This is a genomic window from Pseudomonas meliae (genome assembly GCF_001400515.1).
Lineage (GTDB): Bacteria > Pseudomonadota > Gammaproteobacteria > Pseudomonadales > Pseudomonadaceae > Aquipseudomonas > Aquipseudomonas amygdali.
Genome location: NZ_LJQT01000095.1, coordinates 1 through 25,062, shown reverse-complemented (window position 1 = coordinate 25,062; position 25,062 = coordinate 1). Strand labels below are relative to the sequence as shown.

19 protein-coding genes, 1 tRNA gene and 2 pseudogenes are annotated in these 25,062 nt (G+C 59.1%); 13 read left to right on the top strand and 9 right to left on the bottom strand.

Annotated features, from left to right (window positions below):
• Positions 1–20 precede the first annotated feature (20 nt).
• From minC to ALO64_RS04270, 4 genes are all read left to right on the top strand, one after another.
• A complete protein-coding gene (gene minC / locus ALO64_RS04285) occupies positions 21–761 on the top strand; it encodes a septum site-determining protein MinC (protein WP_002552655.1) in 741 nt (246 codons plus the stop codon).
• Positions 762–992: 231 nt separating this feature from the next.
• Positions 993–1,805: a septum site-determining protein MinD gene (gene minD, locus ALO64_RS04280; protein ID WP_044345060.1), complete on the top strand. Its 813-nt coding sequence runs from the start codon at positions 993–995 to the stop codon at positions 1,803–1,805.
• Positions 1,805–2,059, top strand: a complete 255-nt coding sequence (gene minE / locus ALO64_RS04275; RefSeq protein ID WP_002552653.1) for a cell division topological specificity factor MinE — start codon at positions 1,805–1,807, stop codon at positions 2,057–2,059. The genes minD and minE overlap by 1 nt, the downstream gene beginning before the upstream one ends.
• Positions 2,060–2,149: 90 nt before the next feature.
• A complete protein-coding gene (locus ALO64_RS04270; protein WP_044345059.1) occupies positions 2,150–2,785 on the top strand; it encodes an RluA family pseudouridine synthase in 636 nt (211 codons plus the stop codon).
• Positions 2,786–2,913: 128 nt separating this feature from the next.
• Here ALO64_RS04270 and queF read toward each other — a convergent pair whose 3' ends face one another.
• From queF to ALO64_RS04250, 4 genes are all read right to left on the bottom strand, one after another.
• Positions 2,914–3,744, bottom strand: coding sequence for an NADPH-dependent 7-cyano-7-deazaguanine reductase QueF (gene queF, locus ALO64_RS04265; RefSeq protein WP_044344321.1), 831 nt, complete (start codon positions 3,742–3,744; stop codon positions 2,914–2,916).
• 130 nt (positions 3,745–3,874) lie between these two features.
• Positions 3,875–5,119: a lipoprotein-releasing ABC transporter permease subunit gene (locus tag ALO64_RS04260; RefSeq protein WP_044344322.1), complete on the bottom strand. Its 1,245-nt coding sequence runs from the start codon at positions 5,117–5,119 to the stop codon at positions 3,875–3,877.
• Between the two features lie 77 nt (positions 5,120–5,196).
• Positions 5,197–5,880 carry a lipoprotein-releasing ABC transporter ATP-binding protein LolD gene (gene lolD / locus ALO64_RS04255; RefSeq protein WP_174517431.1) on the bottom strand — a complete coding sequence of 228 codons (684 nt, stop codon included), beginning with the start codon at positions 5,878–5,880 and terminating at the stop codon, positions 5,197–5,199.
• 7 nt (positions 5,881–5,887) lie between these two features.
• A complete protein-coding gene (locus ALO64_RS04250; protein WP_004659831.1) occupies positions 5,888–7,138 on the bottom strand; it encodes a lipoprotein-releasing ABC transporter permease subunit in 1,251 nt (416 codons plus the stop codon).
• A 101-nt stretch (positions 7,139–7,239) separates the two neighbouring features.
• Here ALO64_RS04250 and ALO64_RS04245 point away from each other — a divergent pair, with 101 nt between their 5' ends.
• Positions 7,240–7,827 (top strand): PilZ domain-containing protein, encoded by a 588-nt coding sequence (locus ALO64_RS04245; protein WP_002552888.1) that lies wholly within the window; start codon positions 7,240–7,242, stop codon positions 7,825–7,827.
• A gap of 72 nt (positions 7,828–7,899) precedes the next feature.
• Entirely contained in the window at positions 7,900–8,622 is a 723-nt protein-coding gene (locus tag ALO64_RS04240) for a glycerophosphodiester phosphodiesterase (RefSeq protein WP_005744379.1), read from the top strand.
• 42 nt (positions 8,623–8,664) lie between these two features.
• On the opposite strand, the gene sthA is transcribed toward ALO64_RS04240, so the two are convergent.
• Both sthA and ALO64_RS04230 read right to left on the bottom strand, forming a co-directional pair.
• Positions 8,665–10,059: a Si-specific NAD(P)(+) transhydrogenase gene (gene sthA / locus ALO64_RS04235; RefSeq protein WP_044344324.1), complete on the bottom strand. Its 1,395-nt coding sequence runs from the start codon at positions 10,057–10,059 to the stop codon at positions 8,665–8,667.
• Between the two features lie 166 nt (positions 10,060–10,225).
• On the bottom strand, positions 10,226–11,218 hold the full coding sequence (locus tag ALO64_RS04230; protein ID WP_161794690.1) for an FAD:protein FMN transferase: 993 nt from the start codon (positions 11,216–11,218) through the stop codon (positions 10,226–10,228).
• Between the two features lie 416 nt (positions 11,219–11,634).
• Here ALO64_RS04230 and tcuC point away from each other — a divergent pair, with 416 nt between their 5' ends.
• On the top strand, positions 11,635–12,927 hold the full coding sequence (gene tcuC, locus ALO64_RS04225) for an MFS transporter (protein ID WP_002552884.1): 1,293 nt from the start codon (positions 11,635–11,637) through the stop codon (positions 12,925–12,927).
• A gap of 88 nt (positions 12,928–13,015) precedes the next feature.
• Here the strand turns inward: tcuC and ALO64_RS04220 are convergent.
• Positions 13,016–14,265, bottom strand: a pseudogene (locus ALO64_RS04220) (MFS transporter).
• A 146-nt stretch (positions 14,266–14,411) separates the two neighbouring features.
• Positions 14,412–15,875 (bottom strand): glyceraldehyde-3-phosphate dehydrogenase, encoded by a 1,464-nt coding sequence (locus tag ALO64_RS04215; protein WP_044344325.1) that lies wholly within the window; start codon positions 15,873–15,875, stop codon positions 14,412–14,414.
• A 190-nt stretch (positions 15,876–16,065) separates the two neighbouring features.
• Between ALO64_RS04215 and mfd the strand changes: the two genes are divergently transcribed.
• The 3 genes from mfd to ALO64_RS04200 all read left to right on the top strand — a co-directional run bounded on the left by mfd (position 16,066) and on the right by ALO64_RS04200 (position 22,873).
• Positions 16,066–19,518, top strand: coding sequence for a transcription-repair coupling factor (mfd, locus tag ALO64_RS04210; protein ID WP_044344326.1), 3,453 nt, complete (start codon positions 16,066–16,068; stop codon positions 19,516–19,518).
• Between the two features lie 11 nt (positions 19,519–19,529).
• Positions 19,530–20,054, top strand: coding sequence for a CsiV family protein (locus ALO64_RS04205; RefSeq protein WP_005734447.1), 525 nt, complete (start codon positions 19,530–19,532; stop codon positions 20,052–20,054).
• A 74-nt stretch (positions 20,055–20,128) separates the two neighbouring features.
• On the top strand, positions 20,129–22,873 hold the full coding sequence (locus ALO64_RS04200) for a DEAD/DEAH box helicase (RefSeq protein WP_054991667.1): 2,745 nt from the start codon (positions 20,129–20,131) through the stop codon (positions 22,871–22,873).
• A gap of 12 nt (positions 22,874–22,885) precedes the next feature.
• Here the strand turns inward: ALO64_RS04200 and ALO64_RS04195 are convergent, their stop codons facing one another.
• Entirely contained in the window at positions 22,886–23,452 is a 567-nt protein-coding gene (locus ALO64_RS04195; RefSeq protein WP_044344328.1) for a cysteine hydrolase family protein, read from the bottom strand.
• A 114-nt stretch (positions 23,453–23,566) separates the two neighbouring features.
• On the opposite strand from ALO64_RS04195, the gene ALO64_RS04190 reads away from it, so the two are divergent.
• The 3 genes and pseudogenes from ALO64_RS04190 to ALO64_RS04180 form a co-directional block, all read left to right on the top strand.
• Complete coding sequence (locus ALO64_RS04190; RefSeq protein WP_044344329.1) at positions 23,567–24,316, top strand: 3-oxoacyl-ACP reductase family protein; 750 nt, start codon at positions 23,567–23,569, stop codon at positions 24,314–24,316.
• A gap of 178 nt (positions 24,317–24,494) precedes the next feature.
• Positions 24,495–24,584: transfer RNA gene (locus ALO64_RS04185), tRNA-Ser, on the top strand.
• 230 nt (positions 24,585–24,814) lie between these two features.
• A pseudogene (locus ALO64_RS04180) lies at positions 24,815–25,062 on the top strand (hypothetical protein); the annotation flags it as partial.

The following is a 25,062-nucleotide window of genomic DNA, read 5'->3' as shown; positions in this document are numbered from 1 at the left end:
AGCTGTTGTGTATATCAACCATGAGCCAGATTGAATCGCAAAACCCGGAACCTGTATTTCAGCTCAAGGGCAGCATGCTCGCCATCACTGTGATGGAGCTGGCCCGGACCAACCTTGAAGCGCTCGACAGGCAACTGGCGGCGAAAGTGGCACAAGCCCCCAACTTCTTCAGCAATACGCCGTTGATCCTGGCTCTGGACAAACTCGCGCCGAACGAAGGCCCGGTGGATCTCCCCGGGCTGGTGCGTATCTGTCGCCAGCACGGTCTGCGCACCCTGGCGATCCGTGCCAACCGCATCGAAGACATCGCTGCAGCCATTGCCGTTGATCTTCCGGTGCTGCCGCCGTCCGGCGCACGTGAGCGCGTAATCGACCCGATTGAAGTCGAAGCGCCGAAAAAGATCCCGGAAAAACCACCCGAACCGCTCATCAAGCCGACCCGCGTGATAACCGCTCCGGTGCGCGGCGGTCAGCAGATTTATGCCCAGGGCGGCGATCTGGTTGTGGTTGCGCCGGTCAGTCCCGGTGCGGAACTTCTGGCCGATGGAAACATCCATGTGTACGGCCCAATGCGCGGCAGGGCACTGGCGGGAATAAAAGGCGACACGAAAGCACGAATCTTCTGTCAGCAGTTGAGTGCAGAGCTGATTTCGATTGCCGGGCAATACAAGGTTTCCGAGGACTTGCGCAGGGACCCTCTATGGGGCTCGCCGGTCCAGGTCAGCCTGTCAGGTGATGTGTTGAACATCATTCGTCTTTAACGGATACTGCCGCAATTTTCAAAGTATCTCTGATTCGTCGCGAAACCGTCGTGAAGGCGGCAGGAAGTTCTGACAAGCACTGCTTTTCAGCGGGTATATGAGTTGAAAGTAATAGCTTAACGCTACCTTTCCGGAATCAGCCCCCAGAATTGACACAATGCTTCGACGGGCGCGGCGCCAGGAGATGCTCTTCAGGGACTTAATGTCCTTTTCCTCTAGGGGTGATACACCTTGGCCAAGATTCTCGTTGTTACATCCGGCAAGGGTGGTGTGGGCAAGACCACCACCAGCGCCGCTATCGGTACCGGTCTCGCATTGCGTGGTCACAAGACAGTCATCGTCGACTTCGACGTCGGCCTGCGTAACCTCGACCTGATCATGGGTTGCGAGCGTCGGGTCGTGTATGACTTCGTCAACGTGGTCAATGGCGAAGCCAACCTGCAACAGGCGCTGATCAAGGACAAGAAGATCGAAGGCCTGTACGTGCTGGCTGCCAGCCAGACCCGTGACAAGGAAGCACTGACCAAGGAGGGCGTTGAAAAAGTCCTCATGGAGCTGAAGGAATCGTTCGAATACATCGTCTGCGATTCGCCGGCAGGTATCGAGACCGGTGCTCACCTGGCCATGTATTTCGCCGATGAAGCGATCGTCGTGACCAACCCCGAAGTATCCTCTGTACGTGACTCCGACCGTATGCTGGGCCTGCTGGCCAGCAAATCACGTCGTGCCGAACGCGGCGAAGACCTGATCAAGGAACACCTGCTGCTGACTCGCTACAACCCTGAGCGTGTCAGCAAGGGCGAAATGCTTGGTGTGGAAGACGTCAAGGAAATCCTTGCTGTTACCCTGCTCGGCGTGATCCCCGAATCCCAGGCTGTCCTGAAAGCCTCCAACCAGGGCGTGCCGGTCATCCTCGATGACCAGAGCGATGCTGGCCAGGCCTACAGCGATGCCGTTGACCGCCTGCTGGGCAAAGACCGGGAACATCGCTTCCTGGATGTGCAGAAGAAAGGATTCTTTGAACGTCTGTTCGGGGGTAATTAATGAATATTTTTGACTTCTTTCGTGACCGCAAAAAAGAAAGCACGGCCTCGGTAGCGAAAGAGCGTCTGCAGATCATCGTTGCGCACGAACGCGGCCAGCGCAGTACCCCGGACTACCTTCCTGCACTGCAGAAAGAGCTGGTGGAAGTGATCCGTAAATACGTCAATATCGAGTCCGATCAAGTTCAGGTTGCTTTGGAAAGCCAAGGCAGCTGCTCGATTCTGGAACTCAATATCACCCTGCCAGATCGCTGATCAGGCAGTAGCTTGCGGCGGTATCGGCGCACTTCTCAGGAAGCTGCGCCCTTACCGCCGTTGGCGTTTCTAGCGTTTCGAGGCCGTTGCATGCCGTTGTCGAACATCCGCATCATTTATCAGGACGCAGCCGTTCTGGTAATCGATAAGCCTACCCTGCTGCTTTCCGTCCCCGGCCGCGCCGATGACAACAAGGATTGCCTGATTACCCGCCTGCAGGAAAACGGCTTCCCCGAAGCCCGCATCGTCCATCGTCTGGACTGGGAAACGTCGGGCATCATCCTGCTGGCCCGCGATCCCGACACGCACCGCGAGCTGTCGCGGCAGTTTCATGATCGCGAAACCGAAAAAGCCTACACCGCACTGTGCTGGGGCCAGCCGTCGCTGGACAGCGGCAGTATCGACCTGCCGCTACGCTACGACCCGCCTACCAAGCCCCGGCATGTGGTGGATCACGAGGGTGGCAAACACGCGCTGACATTCTGGAAAGTCGTCGAACGTCACGACACCTACTGTCGGGTCGAACTTACCCCTATTACCGGCCGCTCGCACCAACTGCGGGTGCACATGCTGTCGATCGGTCATCCGCTGTTGGGCGATGGTCTGTATGCCCACCCCGAAGCGCTGGCGGCGTACCCGCGCCTGTGCCTGCATGCCAGCATGTTGAGCTTTACCCATCCGGGCACCGGCGAGCGGTTGACCTTCGAGTGCCCCGCGCCTTTCTGATCTGAATGACACGCTGGCTATCGTGCAGATGCTGAGCGTCATACAGCTGCTCTGACTATCGTTCCCACGCTCCGCGTGGCAATGCCGTTGCGGACGCTCTGCGTCCACGCCCTGAGCCCCAGACGACACTACTGCCGCGCCAGCCTGCGATTATTCACGTCCAGCGTTTCTGTGCTGCGATACGGGTTGATATCCAGACCACCACGGCGCACGTAGCGTGCATAGACGGTCAGTTTTTCCGGTTTGAGCAAACGCTGCAGGTCGAGGAAGATTCTTTCCACACACTGCTCGTGAAAGTCCGAATGCTGGCGGAAGCTGACGATGTACGCCAACAGGCTGCTGTGATCCAGCGCCGCCCCGCGATACTCGACCACCACACTGCCCCAGTCGGGCTGACTGGTAACCGGGCAGTTCGATTTGAGCAAATGACTGTGCACGCTTTCTTCGATAATTTGCGACTCATCGCAGCGCAGCAGCTCTGGCTGAGGGCGATCGTAGCTACTGACCGTGATATCCAGATCGTCGATGCAAACGCCCGGCAAAGTCGCCACACCCTCCCCCTCAATGTCGCTCAGACTGCGAATGCGCACGCCAATCGGCTTTCCGGCCGCAGTTGACAGATCCTGTTCGAGGGTTGTCTGCACATGCTCCACGGTAGCGAAGGCGGTCTGATTCAGCGAGTTCAGGTACAGCTTGAAGGACTTCGATTCGATGATATTCGGCGAATCGGCCGGAATGCTGAACTCGGCAATGGCCACCACCGGCTTGCCGGATGGCAGCAGCCAGGACAACTCGTAACAATTCCAGAAATCGACACCCTGATAAGGCAGCGTCTGAGCCGTCAGCCCAAGCTCGGCCCATTTTGCGGCACGAGGAATCGGGAACAACAGAGACGGCGTGTAGGTGGCGATGTACTCACTGGACTTGCCCAGCGGCGAGTGTTCGGCTGCGGGATGCATGGCGATACCTGGATCATGAATTAACGCGGCGAGTTTATAGCGTTTGCGCGGGGCTTTCAGCGAAAATCAGCTTTGCCCCGCCACCCGCGCAGGCCGCCGTGCGGCCTCGACGAAGGTGGCTAAGGCCCTGTCACTCGTAACGCAGTGCGTGCGCTGGCTGGATCTGCGCGGCGCGCCATGCGGGGTAGATGGTCGCCAGAAAGCTCAGGATAAACCCGGCACTGCAGATCAGCAGCACATCGCCGCCCTGCAATTCGGAAGGCAGGTTGCTGATGAAGTACACGTCGGAACTGAAGATGTGCTGACCACTGACCCGCTCGACCCAACCGACCAGACTGCTGACGTTCAGCGCGGCAATAATGCCCAGTACACCGCCGATCAGCGTGCCGACAATACCGATCACCGTGCCCTGGACCATGAAGATCGCCATGATTTGCCGGGGCGTGGCGCCGATGGTGCGCAGAATGGCGATGTCCGCGCCCTTGTCATTGACCACCATGATCAGCGTGGCAATGATGTTGAACGCCGCAACCGCAACGATCATCAGCAGCAACAGGCCGATCATGGTCTTTTCCATTTTCATGGCGCTGAACAGGCTTCCCTGAGTGTGGGTCCAGTCATCGGCGTGATACCCGGCACCCAGACCGGCAGCAATGGCTGTGGACACCTGAGGCGCCTTGTACAGGTCCTTGAGCGCCAGTCGCACGCCTTGAACCTGATTGGGTTGCCAGCGTTGCATCTGCGCGGCGTCGGCAATGTTGATCAGGCCCATCGATCCGTCCAGCTCGGCACCGACCTTGAAAATACCCACGACGGTCAGACGTTGCAGGCGCGGCGTGATGCCGCCCGGCGCACTGCTGACTTCCGGTACGATCAGGGTCAGCTTGTCGCCGATGCTCAAGCGAAAGCGGCGCGCGGTTATATCGCCAAGTACCACACCAAATTCGCCCGGCTTCAGGTCTTCAAGACTTCCACGCGTAATGTGTTGAGTGACGATCGACACCTCATGCTCCAGCGCCGGGTCAACGCCGCTGATCTGGATCGGCTGCATCGAGCCCTTGTAGGACAGCATGCCTTCCATGTCGGTAAACGTTACAGCAGCGGTGACTTCAGGATTTTTCAACGCAGCGTCGGCCAGCGGTTTCCAGTCATCCACCGGTGTGGCACCGGCGATAACCGCATGCGGCACCATGCCCAGGATTCGCGAACTCATTTCCCGCTGGAAACCGTTCATGACCGACAGCACCACGATCATCGCCAGCACACCGAGTGCCAGCCCGATCATCGAAGTCATCGAAATGAACGAGATGAAGCTTTTGCGGCGTTTTGCGCGGGTATAGCGCATGCCGATGAAGATGGGTAACGGTCTGAACATTCGCGAAGCACCGTGGGAAAAAACACCGTATAAAAAACGTAGAACCCGACGCGATGAGTTGCGCCGGGCCTGGTCAATCAGGCCTCGACGAGGCGGCCGTCTTCCAGACGCAGGACGCGGTCCATTTGCCTGGCGAGGCTCATGTCGTGGGTCACGATCAGAAACGCCGTACGCGATGAAGTGCTCAGCTCACGCATCAGGTCCTGAATGCCCTGCGCGGTGTGGTGATCGAGGTTGCCGGTCGGCTCGTCAAGCATCACCAGACCGGGCTGATTGACCAGCGCACGAGCAATGGCCACACGCTGCCGCTCGCCACCGGAAAGCTCCGAAGGCTTGTGCGCAAGACGATGGCCGAGGCCGACACGTTCGAGCAACGCGGTGGAGCGTTTACGGGCCTCGGGTATCGCCGTCCGACCGATCAGCAAGGGCATGCAGACGTTTTCCAGCGCCGTGAATTCGGGCAGCAAATGGTGGAACTGGTAGACAAAACCCAATGCCCGGTTACGCAGCAGGCCACGCGCCTTTTCGCCCAGCGCCGACAATTCTTCGCCCGCCAGCCAGACGCTGCCTTCGGAAGGTGTGTCCAGGCCACCCAGAAGATTGAGCAAAGTACTTTTGCCCGACCCCGAACTGCCGACAATAGCCACCCGCTCACCGGGATGCAGCTCCAGTTGCAGACCAGACAACACCACGACCGACTCCGGGCCTTCCTCGTAGGATTTACCCAGGTTGCGGCAACTCAATACTGCTTTATCAGACATGCCCGACTCACTCATAACGTAACGCCTCCGCCGGCTGGGTGCGCGCAGCACGCCAGGCGGGATACAGGGTGGCGAGGAAACTCAGGACCAACGCCGCACCGCAGACCTGGAACACGTCCTGGGCCATCAGTTGCGAAGGCAGGTAATCAATGAAATAGACGTCGGCGTTGAGAAACTTGTGGCCGATCAGCCCTTCCAGCGCAGCGATGGCAGCACTGACGTTAAGCGCGGCAAGGATGCCCAGCGCAGCGCCAATCAGCGTACCGACCACCCCGATCACCGTGCCCTGCACCATGAAAATCGCCATGATCTGCCGCGGTGTCGCGCCCAGTGTGCGCAAAATGGCGATATCGCCCTTCTTGTCATTGACCACCATCACCAGCGTGGAAATAATGTTGAATGCCGCAACGGCCACAATCAGCAACAGCAACAGGCCAATCATGGCTTTTTCCATGCGGATGGCCTGATAGAGGTTGCCGTGGGTGCGTGTCCAGTCACGGGAATAGAAATTGTTTTCGCCCAGTTTCTGGGCGATTTCCCACGAAGTACGCGGCGCTGCAAACAGATCATCGAACTTGAGCCGCAGGCCCTGCACCTGATTGGGCTTCCAGCGGTGCAGACGGGCCAGGTCATCGAGGTTGGTCAGCCCCAGAAAGCCGTCGATTTCGCCAGCGCCGACATGAAAGATACCGGTCACCTCGAAACGCTTCATGCGCGGGAACATGCCGGCAGGCGTGACAGTCACCTCAGGCGCGACAAAGGTCAGTTTGTCGCCGACCACGACGCCCAGTTTGGCAGCCGCCTTGTCGCCGATCATGATGCCGAAACTGCCGGGAGACAGGCTGTCGAGCTGGCCCTGCTTGATGAAGTGGTCAATGATCGAGACCTTGCGCTCCTCGGCCGGGTCGATGCCATTGAGCAGCACCTTCTGAACCTTGCCGTCGTGGGTCAGCAAACCCTGCATTTGGGTGAATGGCGCAACGGCCAGCACCTGCGGGTTTTCCTGAACCTTCGCGGCCAGGCCACGCCAGTCGGTGATCGGGTCAGCCGATTCGATGGTCGCGTGCGGCACCATGCCCAGCACGCGGGTACGCATTTCGTGATCGAAGCCATTCATCACCGATAACACGACTATCATCACTACCACGCCGAGGGCGAGGCCGATCATGGACGTCAGGGAGATGAACGAAACAAAATGGTTGCGTCGCTTGGCACGTGTGTAGCGCGTGCCGATAAATACAAAAAGAGGTCTGAACATGTAGGAATTTGTTCGCAGGAATGAGGACGTCCATGTGGCGGGCCTTGACGTGCAGCTTTACACTCGAACTCTCAGACCACCGCCGCTAGCTTGGGTTCGCCATGTCGACATTAGATGAAGCAGGACGCCGCGAATACTACCGTATCGACGACAGCGTCGCACTGGAAATTAACCCCCTGTCTGGTGCCGACCAGGCAAGTCAGGACGCCATGCAGGACACCTCGACACTGTTCGACCTGCTCAGCGAGCTGCACGTCAGCGAGTTCGAATCACAGCATTTGATGCGCCAACTCGACGAGCGCGACCGGGTGCTGAACAGTTTTCTCAAGTCGTTGAGCAAGCGCATCGACCTGCTGGGCGAAGTGGTTGCACACACGGCACTGGGCAAACTGGGCGCTCCACAGCCGGTAAAACTGTCCGAAGGCGGCATTCAATTCAATTCACAACAAGGTTTTGCCGTGGGCGAACAGCTGTCGATCAAGATGGTGCTGATGCCCCAGGCGGCAGGTCTGATGCTGCGCGCCAGGGTCAGCCAGTGCGATGCACGGGCAGATGGCGGTTTTGACATCAGCACCGACTTCGTCAACCTGCCGGACGCTCAACGTCAATTGCTCGCACGGCACGTGTTGCAGCGTCAGGCTCAGCATCGACGCCAGGCCCTTGAACAGGGTCAGCCATCCGGCAATTGAGCTTCCGGTATATCTCTTTTCACCTCATCATTTTCATATCAGCAGTGGGTGCCTTAACGGCCAGGAGTAAACGTGACCTTTATCTACGGCCACCGCGGCGCCAAGGGCGAAGCACCGGAAAACACCCTGGTCAGCTTCCAGGAATGCATCAAGCACGGCGTGCGCCGCTGTGAACTGGACCTGCATCTTTCACTGGACGGAGAGTTGATGGTCATTCACGACCCGACCCTCAAGCGCACCACCGACCGACGCGGCAAGGTCAATGAGCATCTGGCCGCCGACCTGGTGACCTATGACGCGCGCAAAGGTGGCCCCGGCTGGGTCTCGCCCTGCCCGATTCCGCGTCTTGAAGAGTTGTTCGAGCAATGCGATTTCGAGCACTGGCAACTGGAAGTCAAAAGCGCTTCACGCACCCGCGCCGCCAACACCGTTCTGGCCATTCGTGAAATGGCTCAGCGTCATGGCTTGCTCGACAAGGTCACCATCACTTCCAGCTCTCGTGAAGTGTTGCGCGCCGCCCTCGACCTGACGCCGGACATATCGCGCGGACTGGTGGCCGAGTACGCCTGGCTCGACCCGTTGAAGGTCGCGCAAAGCTACGGCTGTGAAATTCTGGCATTGAACTGGACACTGTGTACCCCGGAGCGCCTGCAGAAAGCACAGCGTCAGGGCCTGCATGTGTCAGTGTGGACAGTCAACGAGCCTGCACTGATGCGCAGGCTCGCTGATTTCGGCGTCGACAGCCTGATTACAGACTTTCCCGGTTTGGCCACCGCCACGCTCGGGAGTCGCTGAAATCGGTCTCCCCGGCCGGCTCTGGCCACCGGCCGGAGTCGCTTAAAAAAGCCGGTTGAGGCCGTCGTATGCAGCTACCCGATAGGCTTCGGCCATGGTCGGGTAGTTGAACGTGGTGTTGACGAAGTACTTCATGGTGTTCGCTTCACCTGGCTGGCTCATGATCGCCTGACCGATGTGCACGATCTCGGACGCCTGGTCACCGAAGCAATGCACGCCCAGCACTTCCAGCGTCTCGCGGTGGAACAGGATCTTCAGCATCCCGACCCGCTCACCGGAAATCTGCGCACGGGCCATGCCCTTGAAGAACGCCTTGCCCACTTCGTACGGCACCTTGGCCTGGGTCAGCTCGTGCTCGTTCTTGCCGATCGAGCTGATCTCGGGAATGGTATAGATCCCGGTCGGTACGTCGTTGACATAGCGCCAGCTGCCGTTGTCGACCATGCTGCCAGCCGCCGAGCGGCCCTGATCGTAGGCAGCGCTTGCCAGACTTGGCCAGCCAATGACGTCGCCTGCGCCATAGACATTGGAAACGCTGGTGCGGTAGTTCTCGTCCACCTCGATCTGGCCACGACCATTGGCCTTGAGACCAATGTTTTCCAGCCCCAGCTTGTCGGTGTTGCCGGTACGGCCATTGCACCACAGCAACGCATCTGCCTTGATTTTCTTGCCGGACTTGAGGTGCAGGATAACGCCGTTATCCAGGCCTTCGACCCTCTCGTATTCTTCGTTGTGGCGAACCATCACGTTGTTGTTGCTGAAGTGATAACTCAATGCCTGAGAGATTTCCGAATCCAGGAAGCTCAGCAACTGGTCACGGTTGTCCACCAGCTCGACCAGAACACCCAGACCACTGAAGATCGAGGCGTATTCACAGCCGATCACACCGGTGCCATAAATGATCAGCTTGCGCGGGGTATGGCCCAGGCTGAGGATGGTGTCGCTGTCGTAGATGCGTTTGTGACTGAAATCGATATCGGCCGGACGATAGGGGCGCGAACCGGTGGCGATGATGATCTGGTTGGTCACCAGCTTTTCGACTACGCCGTTGGAGCAGACCACGTTGACACTGGTCTCGTCGGCAAAACTGCCGGTGCCGAAGAATACGTCGACGCGGTTGCGGGCGTAGTAACTGGTGCGCGAGGCCACTTGCTTGGAGATGACCATTTCGGCGTTTTTCAACACATCCGGAAACGAAAACCAGCGCGGCTCGCCGATGGCACGGAACATGGGATTGGTGTTGAACTGAATGATCTGCTTGACCGAGTGACGCAGAGCCTTGGACGGAATGGTGCCCAAATGGGTGCAGTTACCGCCCACTTGCCGACGGCTGTCGACCATGGCGACCTTGCGCCCCGCCTTGGCGGCGTTCATTGCCGCGCCTTCTCCGGCAGGGCCGGAACCCAGTACCACTACGTCGTAGTTGTAGACAGCCATGCGTACTCCTTTAAACAGACCGAGGCGCCACTCTGGCATCTCTGGCTAAATCACGCGGCGCAGTCTAGCGCTGCACCGAGGCGGCGAACATTAACCCTTGGTCGCGTCGAAGGCCAATTTTTGTCTGTGCAAGGTGGCAATTGACCGGAAGTTCCGGCCTCTTGACTTACCGTGGCTGCTCCACCGCCAGACGATCAAACGACGCGTTGCTGCGGATGATAAAGCGCTTATCGGCACGAATCACAAAAAAAGCAGGGATTTTATGTTCTTGCGCATAATTCCAGCCGCGCCGCGGGCCGAGAATCAACAGCAGTGAGGAGAGGCCGTCAGCCATCAGCGCCGAGGGATGAATGACCGTCACCGACGCCAGACTGTGGCTGATCGGCTTACCGGTCAAAGCATCGAGCGTATCGGAAATGCGCCACCCGTCATGATCGGCGTAACGACGATAGTCGCCCGACGTAGACACGGCGTAGCCCTTCAGTGGAAATACTTTTTGCGTGACATTGCCATCATCGAGTGGCGCGTCCAGCGTCACCCTCCAGGGCGAACCGTCGGGCTTGAGCCCGCTGACTTTCAGTTCACCCGTGGCTTGCACCAGATAATCGTGCAACCCCAGCTTTTCCATGCGCTCGCTGATGCGATCTACCGCATAACCGGCGGCAATACTGTTGAGGTCCACTTGCACAGCGGCGCTTTTGCACAACTGCTGCCCGACGACACGCAGACCGCGATAGCCCACCGTCGCCCGAGTGCGGGCCAACTGGCGCACCAGCGGCATTTGCTCAAACAGTGCATGAGCGCCCAGCCCCCACAGGTCCATCAGCGGCTTCACCGTCAGGTCGAACGCACCATCACTGTCCCGTGACAGCTGCTCGCCAACACCGATCAGTTTCAAAACCGGTTCGGGCATGGTCTGGCAGCTATTGGCAGGCAATGCATTGAAAAGCTCGATATCCGAGTCACTGCGCCAAAGCGACATCTGTTGATCGACTTCAGCCAGAATCGATTCGATCTGCGGGCGCACGACCGCAGGTTCAGGCTGCCCGGAGGCGCGCACGTACACCACCGAATAATGACTGCCCATGGCCGGCCCGCCAAAGCTTTCCAGCTTGCGTTCCTGACCGCAACCACCGCACCCCAGCAGCACCAGGTACACTGCAACCCTGCAAAACCCACGCAAACTGATGCCCCGCACTAAAAAAACCTTTCAGAGTGACTTGCCATCATTGGCAGGCAAGACAGCAACCTTCCGTAGCGGCCCGCTCGGACCAGGGCCGGGCTTCACCCATATGAGGCCGACCAAAGCATTGAGTGGTCAGTGTCGGGCTTATGGTTCCCATACGGCATGCCTGTTCATCCAGTTTCATCTGGTTGATAAGCCGTGCACGCATCGACCGGCCATGCCTGTCAAGCGTCTGTTAAGTAATAGCAAATCGCCGAAACGGTTGTCTTTGAGCCCTGTTACACATACTGTTACAAATGTGCATCGCCAGTCGCACACACGTAATGGCGATGTAAACGGGATAACAACGACAACGGACTCCAAGCCGACGAGCCTGAGCGAGTAACTAAATGGCCTCCACAACAAGTAAGGGCAAAGCGATCTTTCGCGTTGTCAGCGGTAACTTCCTCGAGATGTTCGATTTCATGGTCTACGGCTTTTACGCCACGGCCATTGCCAAGACATTTTTCCCCTCCGACAGCGCATTCGCTTCGTTGATGCTGTCGCTGGCGACCTTCGGCGCAGGCTTCCTGATGCGCCCCTTGGGCGCGATCTTTCTCGGTGCCTATATCGACCGTCACGGACGTCGCAAGGGCCTGATTATCACCCTCGCGATGATGGCAATGGGCACTTTGCTGATTGCCTGTGTGCCGGGCTACGCCACTCTGGGCGTTGTTGCACCGCTGCTGGTGCTGCTCGGTCGCCTGCTGCAAGGCTTCTCGGCTGGCGTCGAGCTGGGTGGTGTTTCGGTGTACCTCGCTGAAATCTCGACACCGGGTCGCAAAGGCTTCTTCGTCAGTTGGCAGTCCGCCAGCCAACAGGCTGCCGTGGTATTCGCCGGTTTGCTGGGCGTTGGTCTGAACCACTGGCTGAGCCCGGAGCAAATGGGCGAATGGGGCTGGCGCGTGCCGTTCCTGATCGGCTGCCTGATTGTGCCGGCGATATTCATCATCCGCCGTTCGCTGGAAGAGTCACCGGAGTTCGAAGCCCGCACGCACCGCCCGACGCTGCGTGAAGTGGTGCGCTCCATCAGCCAGAACTTTGGCCTGGTGCTGGGCGGCATGGCGCTGGTAGTGATGACCACGGTGTCGTTCTACCTGATTACCGCCTATACCCCGACCTTCGGCAAGAACGAACTGAACCTGACTGACCTGGAAAGCTTGCTGGTGACCGTCTGCGTCGGCGTGTCCAACTTCATCTGGCTGCCGATCATGGGCTCGTTCTCGGATCGTATCGGTCGCAAGCCGCTGTTGATTGCAGCGACCGTGCTGGCCATCGCCACCGCCTACCCTGCGCTGTCGTGGCTGGTAGAGCACCCAAGCTTCAGCCACTTGCTGATGGTCGAGCTGTGGTTCTCGTTCCTGTACGGCTCCTACAACGGCGCAATGGTCGTGGCGCTGACCGAGATCATGCCGGTCGAAGTCCGCACCACCGGTTTCTCGCTGGCCTACAGCCTGGCGACCGCAACCTTTGGTGGCTTCACCCCGGCGGCCTGTACTTACCTGATTCACGAATTGGGTAACAAGGCAGCGCCCGGTATCTGGCTGACGGGTGCCGCTGTGCTGGGTCTGGTTGCTACGCTGGTGCTGTTCCGCAAAGGCGGGCAGAAGCTGGAAGCGCCCGGAGCACCTGCAACCGCCTGATTCATCGCTTGATCGATCAGATAGCTGTAACGGCTAAAAGCAAAAACCCCGGCACGAGTTGATCTCGGCCNGGTGGGGTTTTGCTTTTTCAGACAGCGCGCCTCCAGGGTCGAAAGCCAAGCCAGAGCAACACCCCGGGCAATTGCAACGCAATCATTAAACCCAGCGACCACTGATAGGCCTCAAGCGGATGACCGGCACCCTGCGCAACCGGCCACAGGTTGAGCACCACTCCCATCAGCCACTGGAGGAAGATCGCGAGCACAAACACCACCAGATTGAAGGAAGAGCTGACCCTGCCCGCAAGCTCCGGTGCCACCGATTGCGCCACAATGGCGTAGTTCATGGTGGTCGACGTGCCGAAGAAGCTGAAGCCCATCGCAACAATATAGGGTGACACCGGCAGACCACTGGCCATCAGCATCTGGAAGCCGATGAAGATCACCATCCCTGCACCACAGACCATGATCGGCTGTACACCGAACCTGCGCAGATAATCAGTGATCGTGCCGAACGTCAGAGACCCTGCCACCATCGCGATAGCGCCGAACAGCAGTACATTGGCCATGCCTGAATCGCTCAGCCCGGCCATGTCACGCAACCACGGTCCCATCCACAGCGACAGTACCGACATGTAGATGGCGTGCGAAAACACTGAATACAACGCCAGACGCCAGAACGTCCAGGAAGAGTAAAGTTTGCCGACTGCGGCAAACATATCGCTGTAGCGGGTGTTTCTGGTCTCGTAGGCTTTGGGAACACTGAGGTGTATGACCACGGCCACACAAAAGGTCAGCAGCGCCAGCATCAGAAACGCTTCTCGCCAGGTCAGCCAGCTCAGCAACGCATGCAAAGGCGTGGTCGACGCCATCGCGCCCAGCCCGCCAATCGACAGCAGGCAGGCAGTACTCAGTGGCAAACGCTCGACCGGCAACCAGATGGCACATGCCTTGATCGCACTCATCAGCGAACCCGCCACGCCCATACCAATCAGACCCCGCCCGATCAACAACCCTGTCTCGGTGCTGGAAATACTGAAGATGACCGAACCGGCGACTGCAAACAACAGCATCGGCGCCTGCACGCTGCGCGGGCCGTAACGATCAAGCATGACGCCGAGGGGAATCTGTGCGGCAGCGAAGGTCAGAAAATACACGCCAGTCAACAACCCCAGGCTGCTCGCGGGCAAACTCAGGTCGGCCTGCAGATCGACATAGATCACCGCATTGACGGTACGAAACAGGTAGGAAACGAAATGCCCCAGACCAAAGTCAGAAACAGCAGGAAGAAGCTGCTTTTGAGGGGGTGTTGCGATCCGTCCATGGCCGAACTGCTCATCCTTGGCTACTCCGTCATCCACAAGGGCTGTGCCTGACAGGTTCTCATGACACGCAACAAAACAAAACGGGCCGAAGCCTGCATGCGCAGGGTTCGGCCCGTTTATTTGCTGCCCGGTCAGACCGGGCAGTTCAAGCGTTCAACATTTACTGCGGGAAAGCTGGCGGATTGACGTCTGCCATGTCTTCCATCACGCGTACCACCTGGTGGCTGTAGCCAAACTCGTTGTCGTACCAGACGTACAGCACAACGCGGTTATCGTTGACGATGGTGGCTTCGGCATCCACAACACCGGCGTGACGCGAGCCGACGAAGTCAGTGGACACCACTTCCTGCGAGTTCACAAAGTCGATCTGCTTGTGCAGGTCCGAGTGCAGCGCCATGTAGCGCAGGTACTCGTTCATTTCTTCGCGGGTGGTCGGCTTCTCGAGGTTGAGGTTGAGAATGGCCATGGACACGTTCGGCGTTGGAACGCGGATCGCGTTACCGGTCAGCTTGCCGGCCAGTTCAGGCAGTGCCTTGGCAGCAGCGGTGGCGGCACCGGTTTCGGTGATCACCATGTTCAACGCAGCGCTGCGACCACGACGGTCACCCTTGTGGAAGTTGTCGATCAGGTTCTGGTCGTTGGTGTACGAGTGAACCGTTTCAACGTGACCATTGGTGATGCCGAACTTGTCGTTGACAGCCTTGAGCACCGGCACGATGGCGTTGGTGGTGCAGGATGCCGCAGACACGATTTTGTCATCCGCCGTGATTTCACCGTGGTTGATACCATGCACGATGTTCTTCAGCTTGCCTTTGCCCGGCGCGGTCAATACAACGCGGTCGACGCCAGGGCAGGCCAGATGCTGACCCAGACCGTCGGCATCACGCCATACACCGGTGTTGTCCACCAGCAGAGCGTCCTTGATACCGTATTGGGTGTAATCCACCTCGGACGGGTTCTTGGCGTAGATGACCTGAATCAGGTTACCGTTGGCAGTGATGGTGCTGTTGGCTTCATCAATGGTGATGGTGCCATCGAACGGACCATGTACTGAGTCACGACGCAGCAGGCTGGCACGCTTGACCAGATCGTTTTCCGCGCCTTTGCGGACCACGATGGCACGCAGGCGCAAACCGTCGCCACCACCGGTCTTCTCGATCAGGATCCGCGCCAGCAGGCGACCGATACGACCGAAACCGTAAAGCACGACATCGGTGCCCTTGCGCGGGCTGGTGCCCTGCTGACCCACTACACTGGCCAGTTCTTCACGTACGAACTGCTCGGGCGTGCGGCCGTTGCCTTCAGTCTTGAACTTCACGGCCAGCTTGCCCAGGTCCACCGAAGCGGCACCCAGTTTGAGCTCGCTCATCGCTTTTACAAGCGGGAACGTCTCGTGTACGGACAACTCAACCGCATCGGACTGACGATGACGCGCAAAGCGGTGAGCTTTGAGAATCGCGATGACTGAACGGTTGATCAGGCTGCGGCCATAGATCGAACTCGCCACATTATTATTGCGGTAGAGCTGACCGATGAGCGGGATCATCGCTTCGGCGAGAGCTTCACGATCGATCCATTCACCAAGACACTGGTCGGGCTTCTGAGTCACGGGAACCTTCCACATGTAGGGGCTGAAAAAAGGGGCTACATTATGACCGCGCCTTTGTTTATGAGCAATGCGCGACTGTCATATCGATGGGCACTACATAATTTTCGCCCGTAAATACGCGGTAACACTCTGGAAAACTGACAGCCACCACCTTCCCCCGTTACAATCGCCGCCCCTGTTGCAACGCCTGGAGCCCGACCTTCCCGTGCCAGTTCTGCGTCTACCGCATCTTTCTGCCGCTGCAGGCAAACAACACTGGGGCAATCTTCCCGGTGCCGCACTGAGCCTGGCCATTGCCGGGGCCGCCAGCGCAGCCAAGCGCTTTACCCTGCTACTGACCGCCGACAGCCAGAGCGCCGAGCGGCTGGAGCAGGAGCTGAAGTTTTTCGCGCCCACGCTGCCGGTTCTGCACTTCCCGGACTGGGAAACCCTGCCCTACGACCTGTTTTCGCCGCACCAGGACATCATTTCCCAGCGCATCGCCAGCCTTTATCGCCTGCCGGAGCTGGAGCATGGCGTTTTGGTAGTACCGATCACGACCGCCCTACACAGACTCGCGCCGACCAAATTCCTGCTCGGCAGCAGCCTGGTGCTGGATGTCGGCCAGAAGCTTGATGTGGAAGCCATGCGCACGCGCCTGGAAGCCAGCGGCTATCGCTACGTGGATACGGTTTACGAGCACGGCGAGTTCACCGTGCGCGGCGCATTGATCGACCTGTTCCCGATGGGCAGCAAGCTGCCGTTCCGTATCGACCTGTTCGACGATGAAATCGAAACCCTGCGCACCTTCGATCCGGACACGCAGCGTTCCATCGACAAGGTCGAGTCGGTGCGCTTGTTGCCTGCTCGTGAGTTCCCGCTACAAAAAGAAGAAGTCACGCGCTTCAAGGCACGCTTTCGCGAGCGTTTCGATGTGGACTTCCGGCGCAGCCCGATTTTCCAGGACTTGAGCAGCGGCATCACGCCTGCCGGTATCGAGTACTACATTCCATTGTTCTTCGAAGAAACCTCGACGCTGTTCGATTATCTGCCGCAGGACACTCAGGTGTTTTCCCTGCCGGGTATCGAGCAGGCCGCAGAGAATTTCTGGAACGACGTGCGCAACCGCTATGAAGAACGCCGCGTCGACCCTGCACGGCCACTGCTGCCACCGGCCGAGCTGTTCCTGCCGGTGGAAGACTGCTTTGCACGCTTGAAAAACTGGCCGCGCGTGGTGGCCAGCCAGCAGGATGTCGATGCCGGAGCCGGACGCGAACGCTTCCCGGCCCAGACCCTGCCGGATCTGTCCATTGAAGCCAAGGCCAGTCAGCCATTGGCGGCATTGTCGACATTTCTTGATGACTTCCCCGGTCGCGTGCTGTTTACCGCCGAGTCCGCCGGTCGCCGTGAAGTGCTGCTGGAACTGCTTGAACGCCTGAAGCTGCGGCCGAAAACGGTCGACAGCTGGCAGGACTTCGTCGATGGCAAGGACAGGCTGGCAATCACCATCGCCCCGCTGGACGACGGCCTGCTGCTGGAGCAACCGGCACTGGCGCTGGTCGCTGAAAGCCCGCTGTTCGGCCAGCGCGTCATGCAACGCCGTCGCCGCGAAAAACGCACCGACGGCGGCAATAACGATGCAGTCATCAAGAACCTCACCGAGCTGCGCGAAGGCGCGCCGGTGGTGCACATCGATCATGGCGTAGGTCGTTATCTCGGGCTCGCGACCCTGGAAGTCGAAAACCAGGTCGCCGAATTCCTGATGCTGGCCTACGCCGAAGATGCCAAGCTGTACGTCCCGGTCGCCAACCTGCACCTGATTGCCCGCTACACCGGCAGCGACGACGAGAGCGCGCCACTGCACCGCCTGGGCTCGGAAACCTGGCAGAAAGCCAAGCGCAAGGCGACCGAACAGGTTCGCGACGTGGCGGCCGAGCTGCTGGATATCTACGCACGCCGGGCAGCTCGCGAGGGTTATGCCTTCGCCGACCCGAAAGCCGACTACGCCACCTTCAGCGCGGGCTTCCCGTTCGAAGAAACGCCGGATCAGCAGACCACCATCGAGGCCGTGCGCGCCGACATGCTGGCCCCCAAACCGATGGATCGCCTGGTGTGTGGCGACGTGGGCTTCGGCAAGACCGAAGTGGCCATGCGCGCCGCCTTCATTGCCGTGCACGGCGGGCGTCAGGTGGCCATTCTGGTGCCGACCACCCTGCTCGCCCAGCAGCACTACAACAGCTTCCGCGACCGTTTCGCAGACTGGCCGGTTACGGTCGAAGTGATGAGCAGCTTCAAGTCGGCCAAGGAAGTCAGCGCCGCCGTTGCCGATCTGGCCGAGGGCAAGATCGACATCGTCATCGGTACGCACAAGCTGTTGCAGGATGACGTCAAGATCAAGAATCTCGGTCTGGTGATCATCGACGAAGAGCACCGCTTCGGTGTCCGCCAGAAAGAACAGCTCAAGGCACTGCGCAGCGAGGTCGACATTCTGACCCTCACCGCAACGCCGATTCCGCGAACCCTGAACATGGCCGTGTCGGGCATGCGTGATCTGTCGATCATCGCCACGCCACCGGCGCGCAGGCTGTCGGTACGCACCTTCGTCATGGAGCAGAACAAGCCGACCATCAAGGAAGCCCTGCTGCGCGAGTTGCTGCGCGGCGGCCAGGTCTACTACCTGCACAACGACGTCAAGACCATCGAGAAATGCGCGGCGGACCTGGCCGAACTGGTGCCGGAAGCCCGTATCGGCATCGGCCACGGCCAGATGCGCGAGCGCGAACTCGAACAGGTGATGAGCGATTTCTACCACAAGCGCTTCAATGTGCTGATCGCCTCGACCATCATCGAGACCGGCATCGACGTACCAAGCGCCAACACCATCATCATCGAGCGCGCCGACAAGTTCGGCCTGGCCCAGTTACACCAGCTGCGCGGCCGCGTCGGGCGTAGTCACCACCAGGCCTATGCCTATCTGCTGACCCCGCCGCGCAAGCAAATCACCCCCGACGCCGAAAAGCGTCTGGAAGCGATTGCCAACACCCAGGACCTGGGCGCGGGCTTCGTGCTCGCGACCAATGACCTGGAGATCCGTGGCGCAGGCGAACTGCTCGGGGACGGCCAGAGCGGTCAGATCCAGGCCGTGGGTTTTACTCTGTACATGGAAATGCTCGAGCGCGCGGTCAAGTCGATTCGCAAGGGCGAACAGCCCAATCTCGATCAGCCGCTGGGCGGCGGACCGGAAATCAACCTGCGCGTACCGGCACTCATTCCGGAAGCCTACCTGCCGGATGTGCACACCCGCCTGATTCTCTACAAGCGCATCGCCAACGCAGCAGACGAAGAGGCGTTGAAAGACTTGCAGGTAGAAATGATCGACCGCTTCGGCCTGTTGCCGGAGCCGACCAAGAACCTGGTGCGCATCACGCTGCTCAAACTGCACGCTGAACAGCTGGGTATCAAGAAAATCGACGGCGGCCCGCAAGGTGGACGCATCGAATTCGCGACCGAGACTCCAGTTGATCCGCTGACCCTGATCAAGCTGATCCAGAGCCAGCCCAACCGTTACAAGTTCGAAGGTGCCACGCTGTTCAAATTCCTGGTGCCCATGGAGCGCCCGGAAGAGCGTTTCAATACCATCGAAGCGCTGCTTGAGCGCCTGACCCCGAAAACTGCTTGAAGGATTCACGCATGCGTCTGTTTCGTTCATTGATCCTGCTGCTGACGCTGATCGCGCCGACCGCGTTCGCCGACGGCTTGTATCAGGTCGAGATTCTGCTGTTTCGCCAGAACGGCGAACCCGCCTCGACCCGTCAGCTTGTCCCGGAAAACTGGGACAAGGACGCGCAGAAGATCGCCGCGACCGATGAACGAAGCCCCGCCCTCAATGATCTGGCCAGCAAACTGCAGGGCAGTGGCAATTACCAGGTGCTGATGCAGCGCGCCTGGCAGCAGAGCATCGGCACCGAGCCGGGCAAGGTTGCCGTCACCAGTGGTGACGAGCGGCTTGGGCACTTCCCTATCGAGGGCACCGTGAGTCTGGCGATGGCACGCTTTACCGATATTGATGCACAATTCTGGGTCAACCAGCTGGACCCGCATGGCGTGGTCATCAGCAGTGAACGATTGAAGCAGACCGCCAGGGTAAAAAACGGTGAGCTGACCTATCTGGACAATGGCAACCTCGCGTTGCTGATCAAAGTTTCTCCTCTTTGATCTTTACGTACGCAAGGGACGCCAAGGCGCCCCCTTTCTTTTGAGCATCGCTGCGGCGTAGGGCCTTTTAAAACTTGTCGTCCATTCTCGAAAAAGTCCTGGCCTCGGCCTGGACAGACTTATTCAACGATCGAACGCTTGAGCGAGGGCTTGACTACGCCCGGCAAAAACGCATCGTGCTGGAAGACTCCAGCCCGCAGATCATCCGTACCGCATGCCGCGGCTCGGGTCTGGAAATCTACACCCAGACCCTGCTGTTCAAGGACCCGGATCGCTACAAGAACTACCTGACCTGCAAATGTACCTGCCCAGTCCGCAACGACTGTAAGCACTGTGTGGCCGCGCTGCATTTTCTCCAGGACCCGCAGAACCGGCCGCTGCTGCAAGCCGCGCTGGCTTCACACCAGCAGGAAATGGAAAAGCATGTCGAGCAAAAGCCGAAGCTGCCGGAACGCCTGATCGATAACCTGCAACCGCGGCCAAGACTGATTCTGGCAAGCATCGAGTTCAGCGCCTACGAGCCACGCAACGGGCGCATGCAACGGCATATTCAGCACCGTGCCGCGTTGGCCTTCGCCTATGGCAAGCATTACGCGGTCGGCACCACCAACGTCAGCATTCTGGTCAGTTCGCTGGGCAGCGACCTGGTGAATCAGAAAAGCGACATCATCGAGCACACCGACACCGAAACCCTGCGCATCCGTCGTCAGGGCGAACGGGAGCGGCAGTTGCGTCAGGAACTGGCCGACCTGGGCTTCAAGGTCGCCACCCGGCCGAGCAAGGCCCTGCCCGACAGTGCCGGCGACATGTACGAACTGCCCAACGACAAGGCCTGGCTGCATTTCGTCCTCGACGACCTGCCACGGCTGCGCGAGCAAGGCTGGGAAATCGACATTCAGGACGAGTTCGGTTTCGACGTCACGCCGGTGGAAGACTGGTACGCGGTCATCGACGAAGAGAACGAACAAGACTGGTTCGACCTGGAACTGGGCATCATCGTCAACGGCGAGCGCCTGAGCCTGCTGCCGATTCTGATCAACCTGATCCGCAGCCATCCCGAACTGATGAGCCCGTCGGCAGTGGCCAAGCGCGGCGACGAAGAACAACTGCTGGTGCAGCTCAACCACTTCACCCAGAGCGGCGGCAGCCCGGTGCAGATCGCCCTGCCCTACGGCCGACTCAAGCCGGTACTGGCAACACTGGGCGATTTCTACTGGCGGCAGGAGGGCAACAACGCGCTGCGCATGAGCAAGGCCGATGCAGCACGCCTGACCCAGCTAGAAGATCTGCCGCTGACCTGGCAGGGTGGCGACCGTCTGCGCCACTTTGCCGAACGCCTGATCAACATCAAGGACGCGCCGGTCAGCCTGCCCGATGGCTTGAATGCCACGCTGCGTCCTTATCAGCTTGAAGGCCTTAGCTGGATGCAGTCGCTGCGCGAGCTGGAAGTCGGCGGCGTGCTGGCTGATGACATGGGGCTGGGCAAAACGCTGCAGACCCTGGCTCACCTGCTGATGGAAAAACAGGCCGGACGCCTCGACCGACCCGCGCTGGCCGTCATGCCCACCAGTCTGATTCCCAACTGGCTGGATGAAGCCGAGCACTTCACCCCGGACCTCAAGGTACTGGCCCTGTATGGCGCCAATCGTCATCAGGACGCTGGCAACCTGCAGGATTACGACCTGATCCTGACCACTTACGCATTGCTGCCACGGGACCTGGAACTGCTCGAAAAACAGCCCTTCCACGTGCTGATTCTCGATGAAGCGCAGTACATCAAGAACCCCAACAGCAAGGCCGCCCAGGCCGCACGCAACCTCAACGCACGTCAGCGCCTGTGCCTGAGCGGTACGCCACTGGAAAACCACCTGGGCGAGCTGTGGTCACTGTTCCACTTCCTGATGCCCGGCTGGCTGGGCAACAGCAAGGAATTCAACAGCAATTACCGCACCGCCATCGAAAAGCATGGCAACCAGGACCGCCTCCACCACCTCAATGCGCGTATCAAGCCGTTTCTGCTGCGTCGCACCAAGGAGCAAGTGGCCACCGAGCTGCCACCCAAGACCGAGATCATCCACTGGGTCGACCTTAACGATGCCCAGCGCGACGTGTACGAAACCGTGCGCCTGGCGATGGACAAGAAGGTCAGGGACGAAATCACCCGCAAGGGCGTGGCACGCAGCCAGATAATCATTCTCGAAGCGTTGCTCAAGCTGCGCCAGGTGTGCTGTGACCTGCGTCTGGTCAATCAGGACATGCCGGTCAACAGCAAACAGGGCACTTCAGGCAAGCTCAACAGCCTGATGGAGATGTTCGAAGAACTGCTGGCCGAAGGTCGCAAGATTCTGTTGTTCTCGCAGTTCACTTCGATGCTCAGCCTGATCGAGGAAGAGCTCAAGCAACGCGGCATCGCCTACGCGCTGCTGACCGGCTCGACCCGGGATCGACGCACGCCGATTCATGACTTCCAGAGCGGCAAGCTGCCGATCTTCCTGATCAGCCTGAAAGCTGGCGGCACCGGCCTCAACCTGACTGCCGCCTATACCGTGATCCACTATGACCCGTGGTGGAACCCGGCAGCGGAGAATCAAGCGACCGACCGTGCTTATCGTATCGGTCAGGACAAGCCGGTGTTCGTCTACAAGATGATCGCGCGCGGCACCGTGGAAGAGAAAATCCAGCGCCTGCAACGGGAAAAGTCAGCGCTGGCAGCCGGTGTGCTTGATGGCCGCACAACCGGCGACTGGAAACTGCGCGACGAAGACCTTCAGGCCCTGTTTGCCCCGCTTCCCGCAGCCCCGAAGAAAACCCGCAAGTAAACCCGTCCGGCGCTATTCGACAGCAATATGCTGAAGGATCTGCGCCGTGGACAAGACCGTAGCGTATTCACCGTGCAGGTTGGCCAGCGACATCGCGTGCACGTCTTCGGCACTGCGCGGCGTGCCGAAGAAGTCTGCTTGATCAAAGGTAAAGCAGGCGTCATGCGCGACCATCACGTTAAAGCCAAGATTGCCGCCACTGCGCGCGGTGGACTCGACGGAATTGTTGGTGATCACGCCGACAATCACCACCTGCCCGATCCCGTCCGAGCGTAACCACATCTCCAGAAACGACCCGCAAAACGCGTCAGGCACCTGCTTGCTCAACTCCCGCTCATCAGCGTGCGGCAAGAACGCTGACTGGTACTCGACCCCCGACTGCTCCGGCCAGAACACTGATTGCGGCGACGTCGAGAAATGCCGAACGTGAATCACCGGACGCCTGGATTGTCGCCAGGCACCCAGCAGCGCGCCTATATTCGCCTCGGCTTGCGGATTGTTACGCCGCCCCAGCCTGGGATGATTGATCCCCTGCTGCATGTCGATCAGGATCAGCGCGCTGTTGCCTTGAATATCCATGATGAATCAGTCCGAACTTTTGGTTCAGCAAGACTATCGCAATCAGGGTCTATTCTGGTCTCAATCGTCGACAGGCTCAGGCTTGTCCGAGGCCCGCCCTCCAAGGAGAACATCATGATCGAACACCTTAAACTCGCTGGCAAAGTAGCGCTCGTGCAGGGCGGCTCCCGAGGCATCGGTGCAGCCATCGTCCAGCGGCTGGCTAAAGAAGGCGCCGCCGTGGCATTTACCTACGTCAGCTCCGAGGTCAACGCTCTGGAGATTCAGGACAGCATCGTCGCCAACGGCGACCGGGCCCTGGCCATTCGCGCCGACAGCGCCGACGAAAAAGCCATCCGCCAGGCCGTACAGACCACTGCCGAGACCCTTGGCAGGCTGGATATCCTGGTCAACAACGCCGGCATTCTGGCGATCGCACCACTCAATGAATTCAGCATGCAGGACTTCGACAAAACCCTGGCGATCAACGTGCGTAGCGTGTTCATCGCCAGCCAGGAAGCCGCCCGGCACATGGAAGAAGGTGGCCGCATCATCAACATTGGCAGCACCAACGCTGATCGCATGCCATTTGCAGGCGGAGCAACCTACGCCATGAGCAAATCGGCGCTGATTGGCCTCACCAAAGGCATGGCCCGCGACCTTGGCCCGCAGGGCATCACCGTCAACAACGTCCAGCCCGGCCCGGTGGATACCGACATGAACCCGGCACAGGGCGAATTCGCCGAAACCCTGAAAGCACTGATGGCCTTGCCTCGCTACGGCACAAGCGAAGAAATCGCCAGCTTCGTCGCCTACCTGGCAGGCCCGGAAGCCGGCTACATAACCGGTGCCAGCCTGACCATCGACGGCGGCTTCAGCGCCTGAACTTCACGAGACGAGCGGCGGTGCGCCTCAGCGCCGCACCGCCTTCTCGGGCTTTTCAGTGGCGCATAAGCGTTTATTTGCTTAACCGCATGAAAAATCTGAAAAAAAGTTTTGCGTTAGGAAAAGGTTTCGACTACATTAGCGCGCCTCGACAGACACAACGTTGTCGTCGAGATACGGTGAGGTGTCCGAGTGGCTTAAGGAGCACGCCTGGAAAGTGTGTATACAAGAAATTGTATCGAGGGTTCGAATCCCTCCTTCACCGCCATATTAAGAAAACCCTGTGAATTCAGTTGCTTAGAATTCATGGGTTTTTTTGTTTGTACTACTCACAGTGCTGCAAGTTCTCGCCGGTCAGCGCTTCCCCTCCCCCGATGGCTGGGGATGTGCATACATTCTCGACGCCCGCACACCCTTCTCCAAGCCCGCCAGCTTCTCAGTCTGACTACTCGCCAGCCCGTCGCACTTTCTGCACAGGACAAGATTCTGTGGGTGCTCATGAAAGATCGGCACGACTACTTCACCGGCGAAGGCAAGCTGTGGTTCGACAATCAGAACCACATCGCCAGCGCGTGTGCTTGCAGCCTTACTGTTGCAAAGGCGTTCATCAAGAAATTGCGTGAGCATGGATACCTGACCATCGAGAAGCGCCGTATTCATGGCTGCGCATATTCCAACTCGATGACGATCACTCGCGACCTTATTCTGGCGTCCATGTCGCCGTTGGATGTCAACGCCAACCAAAA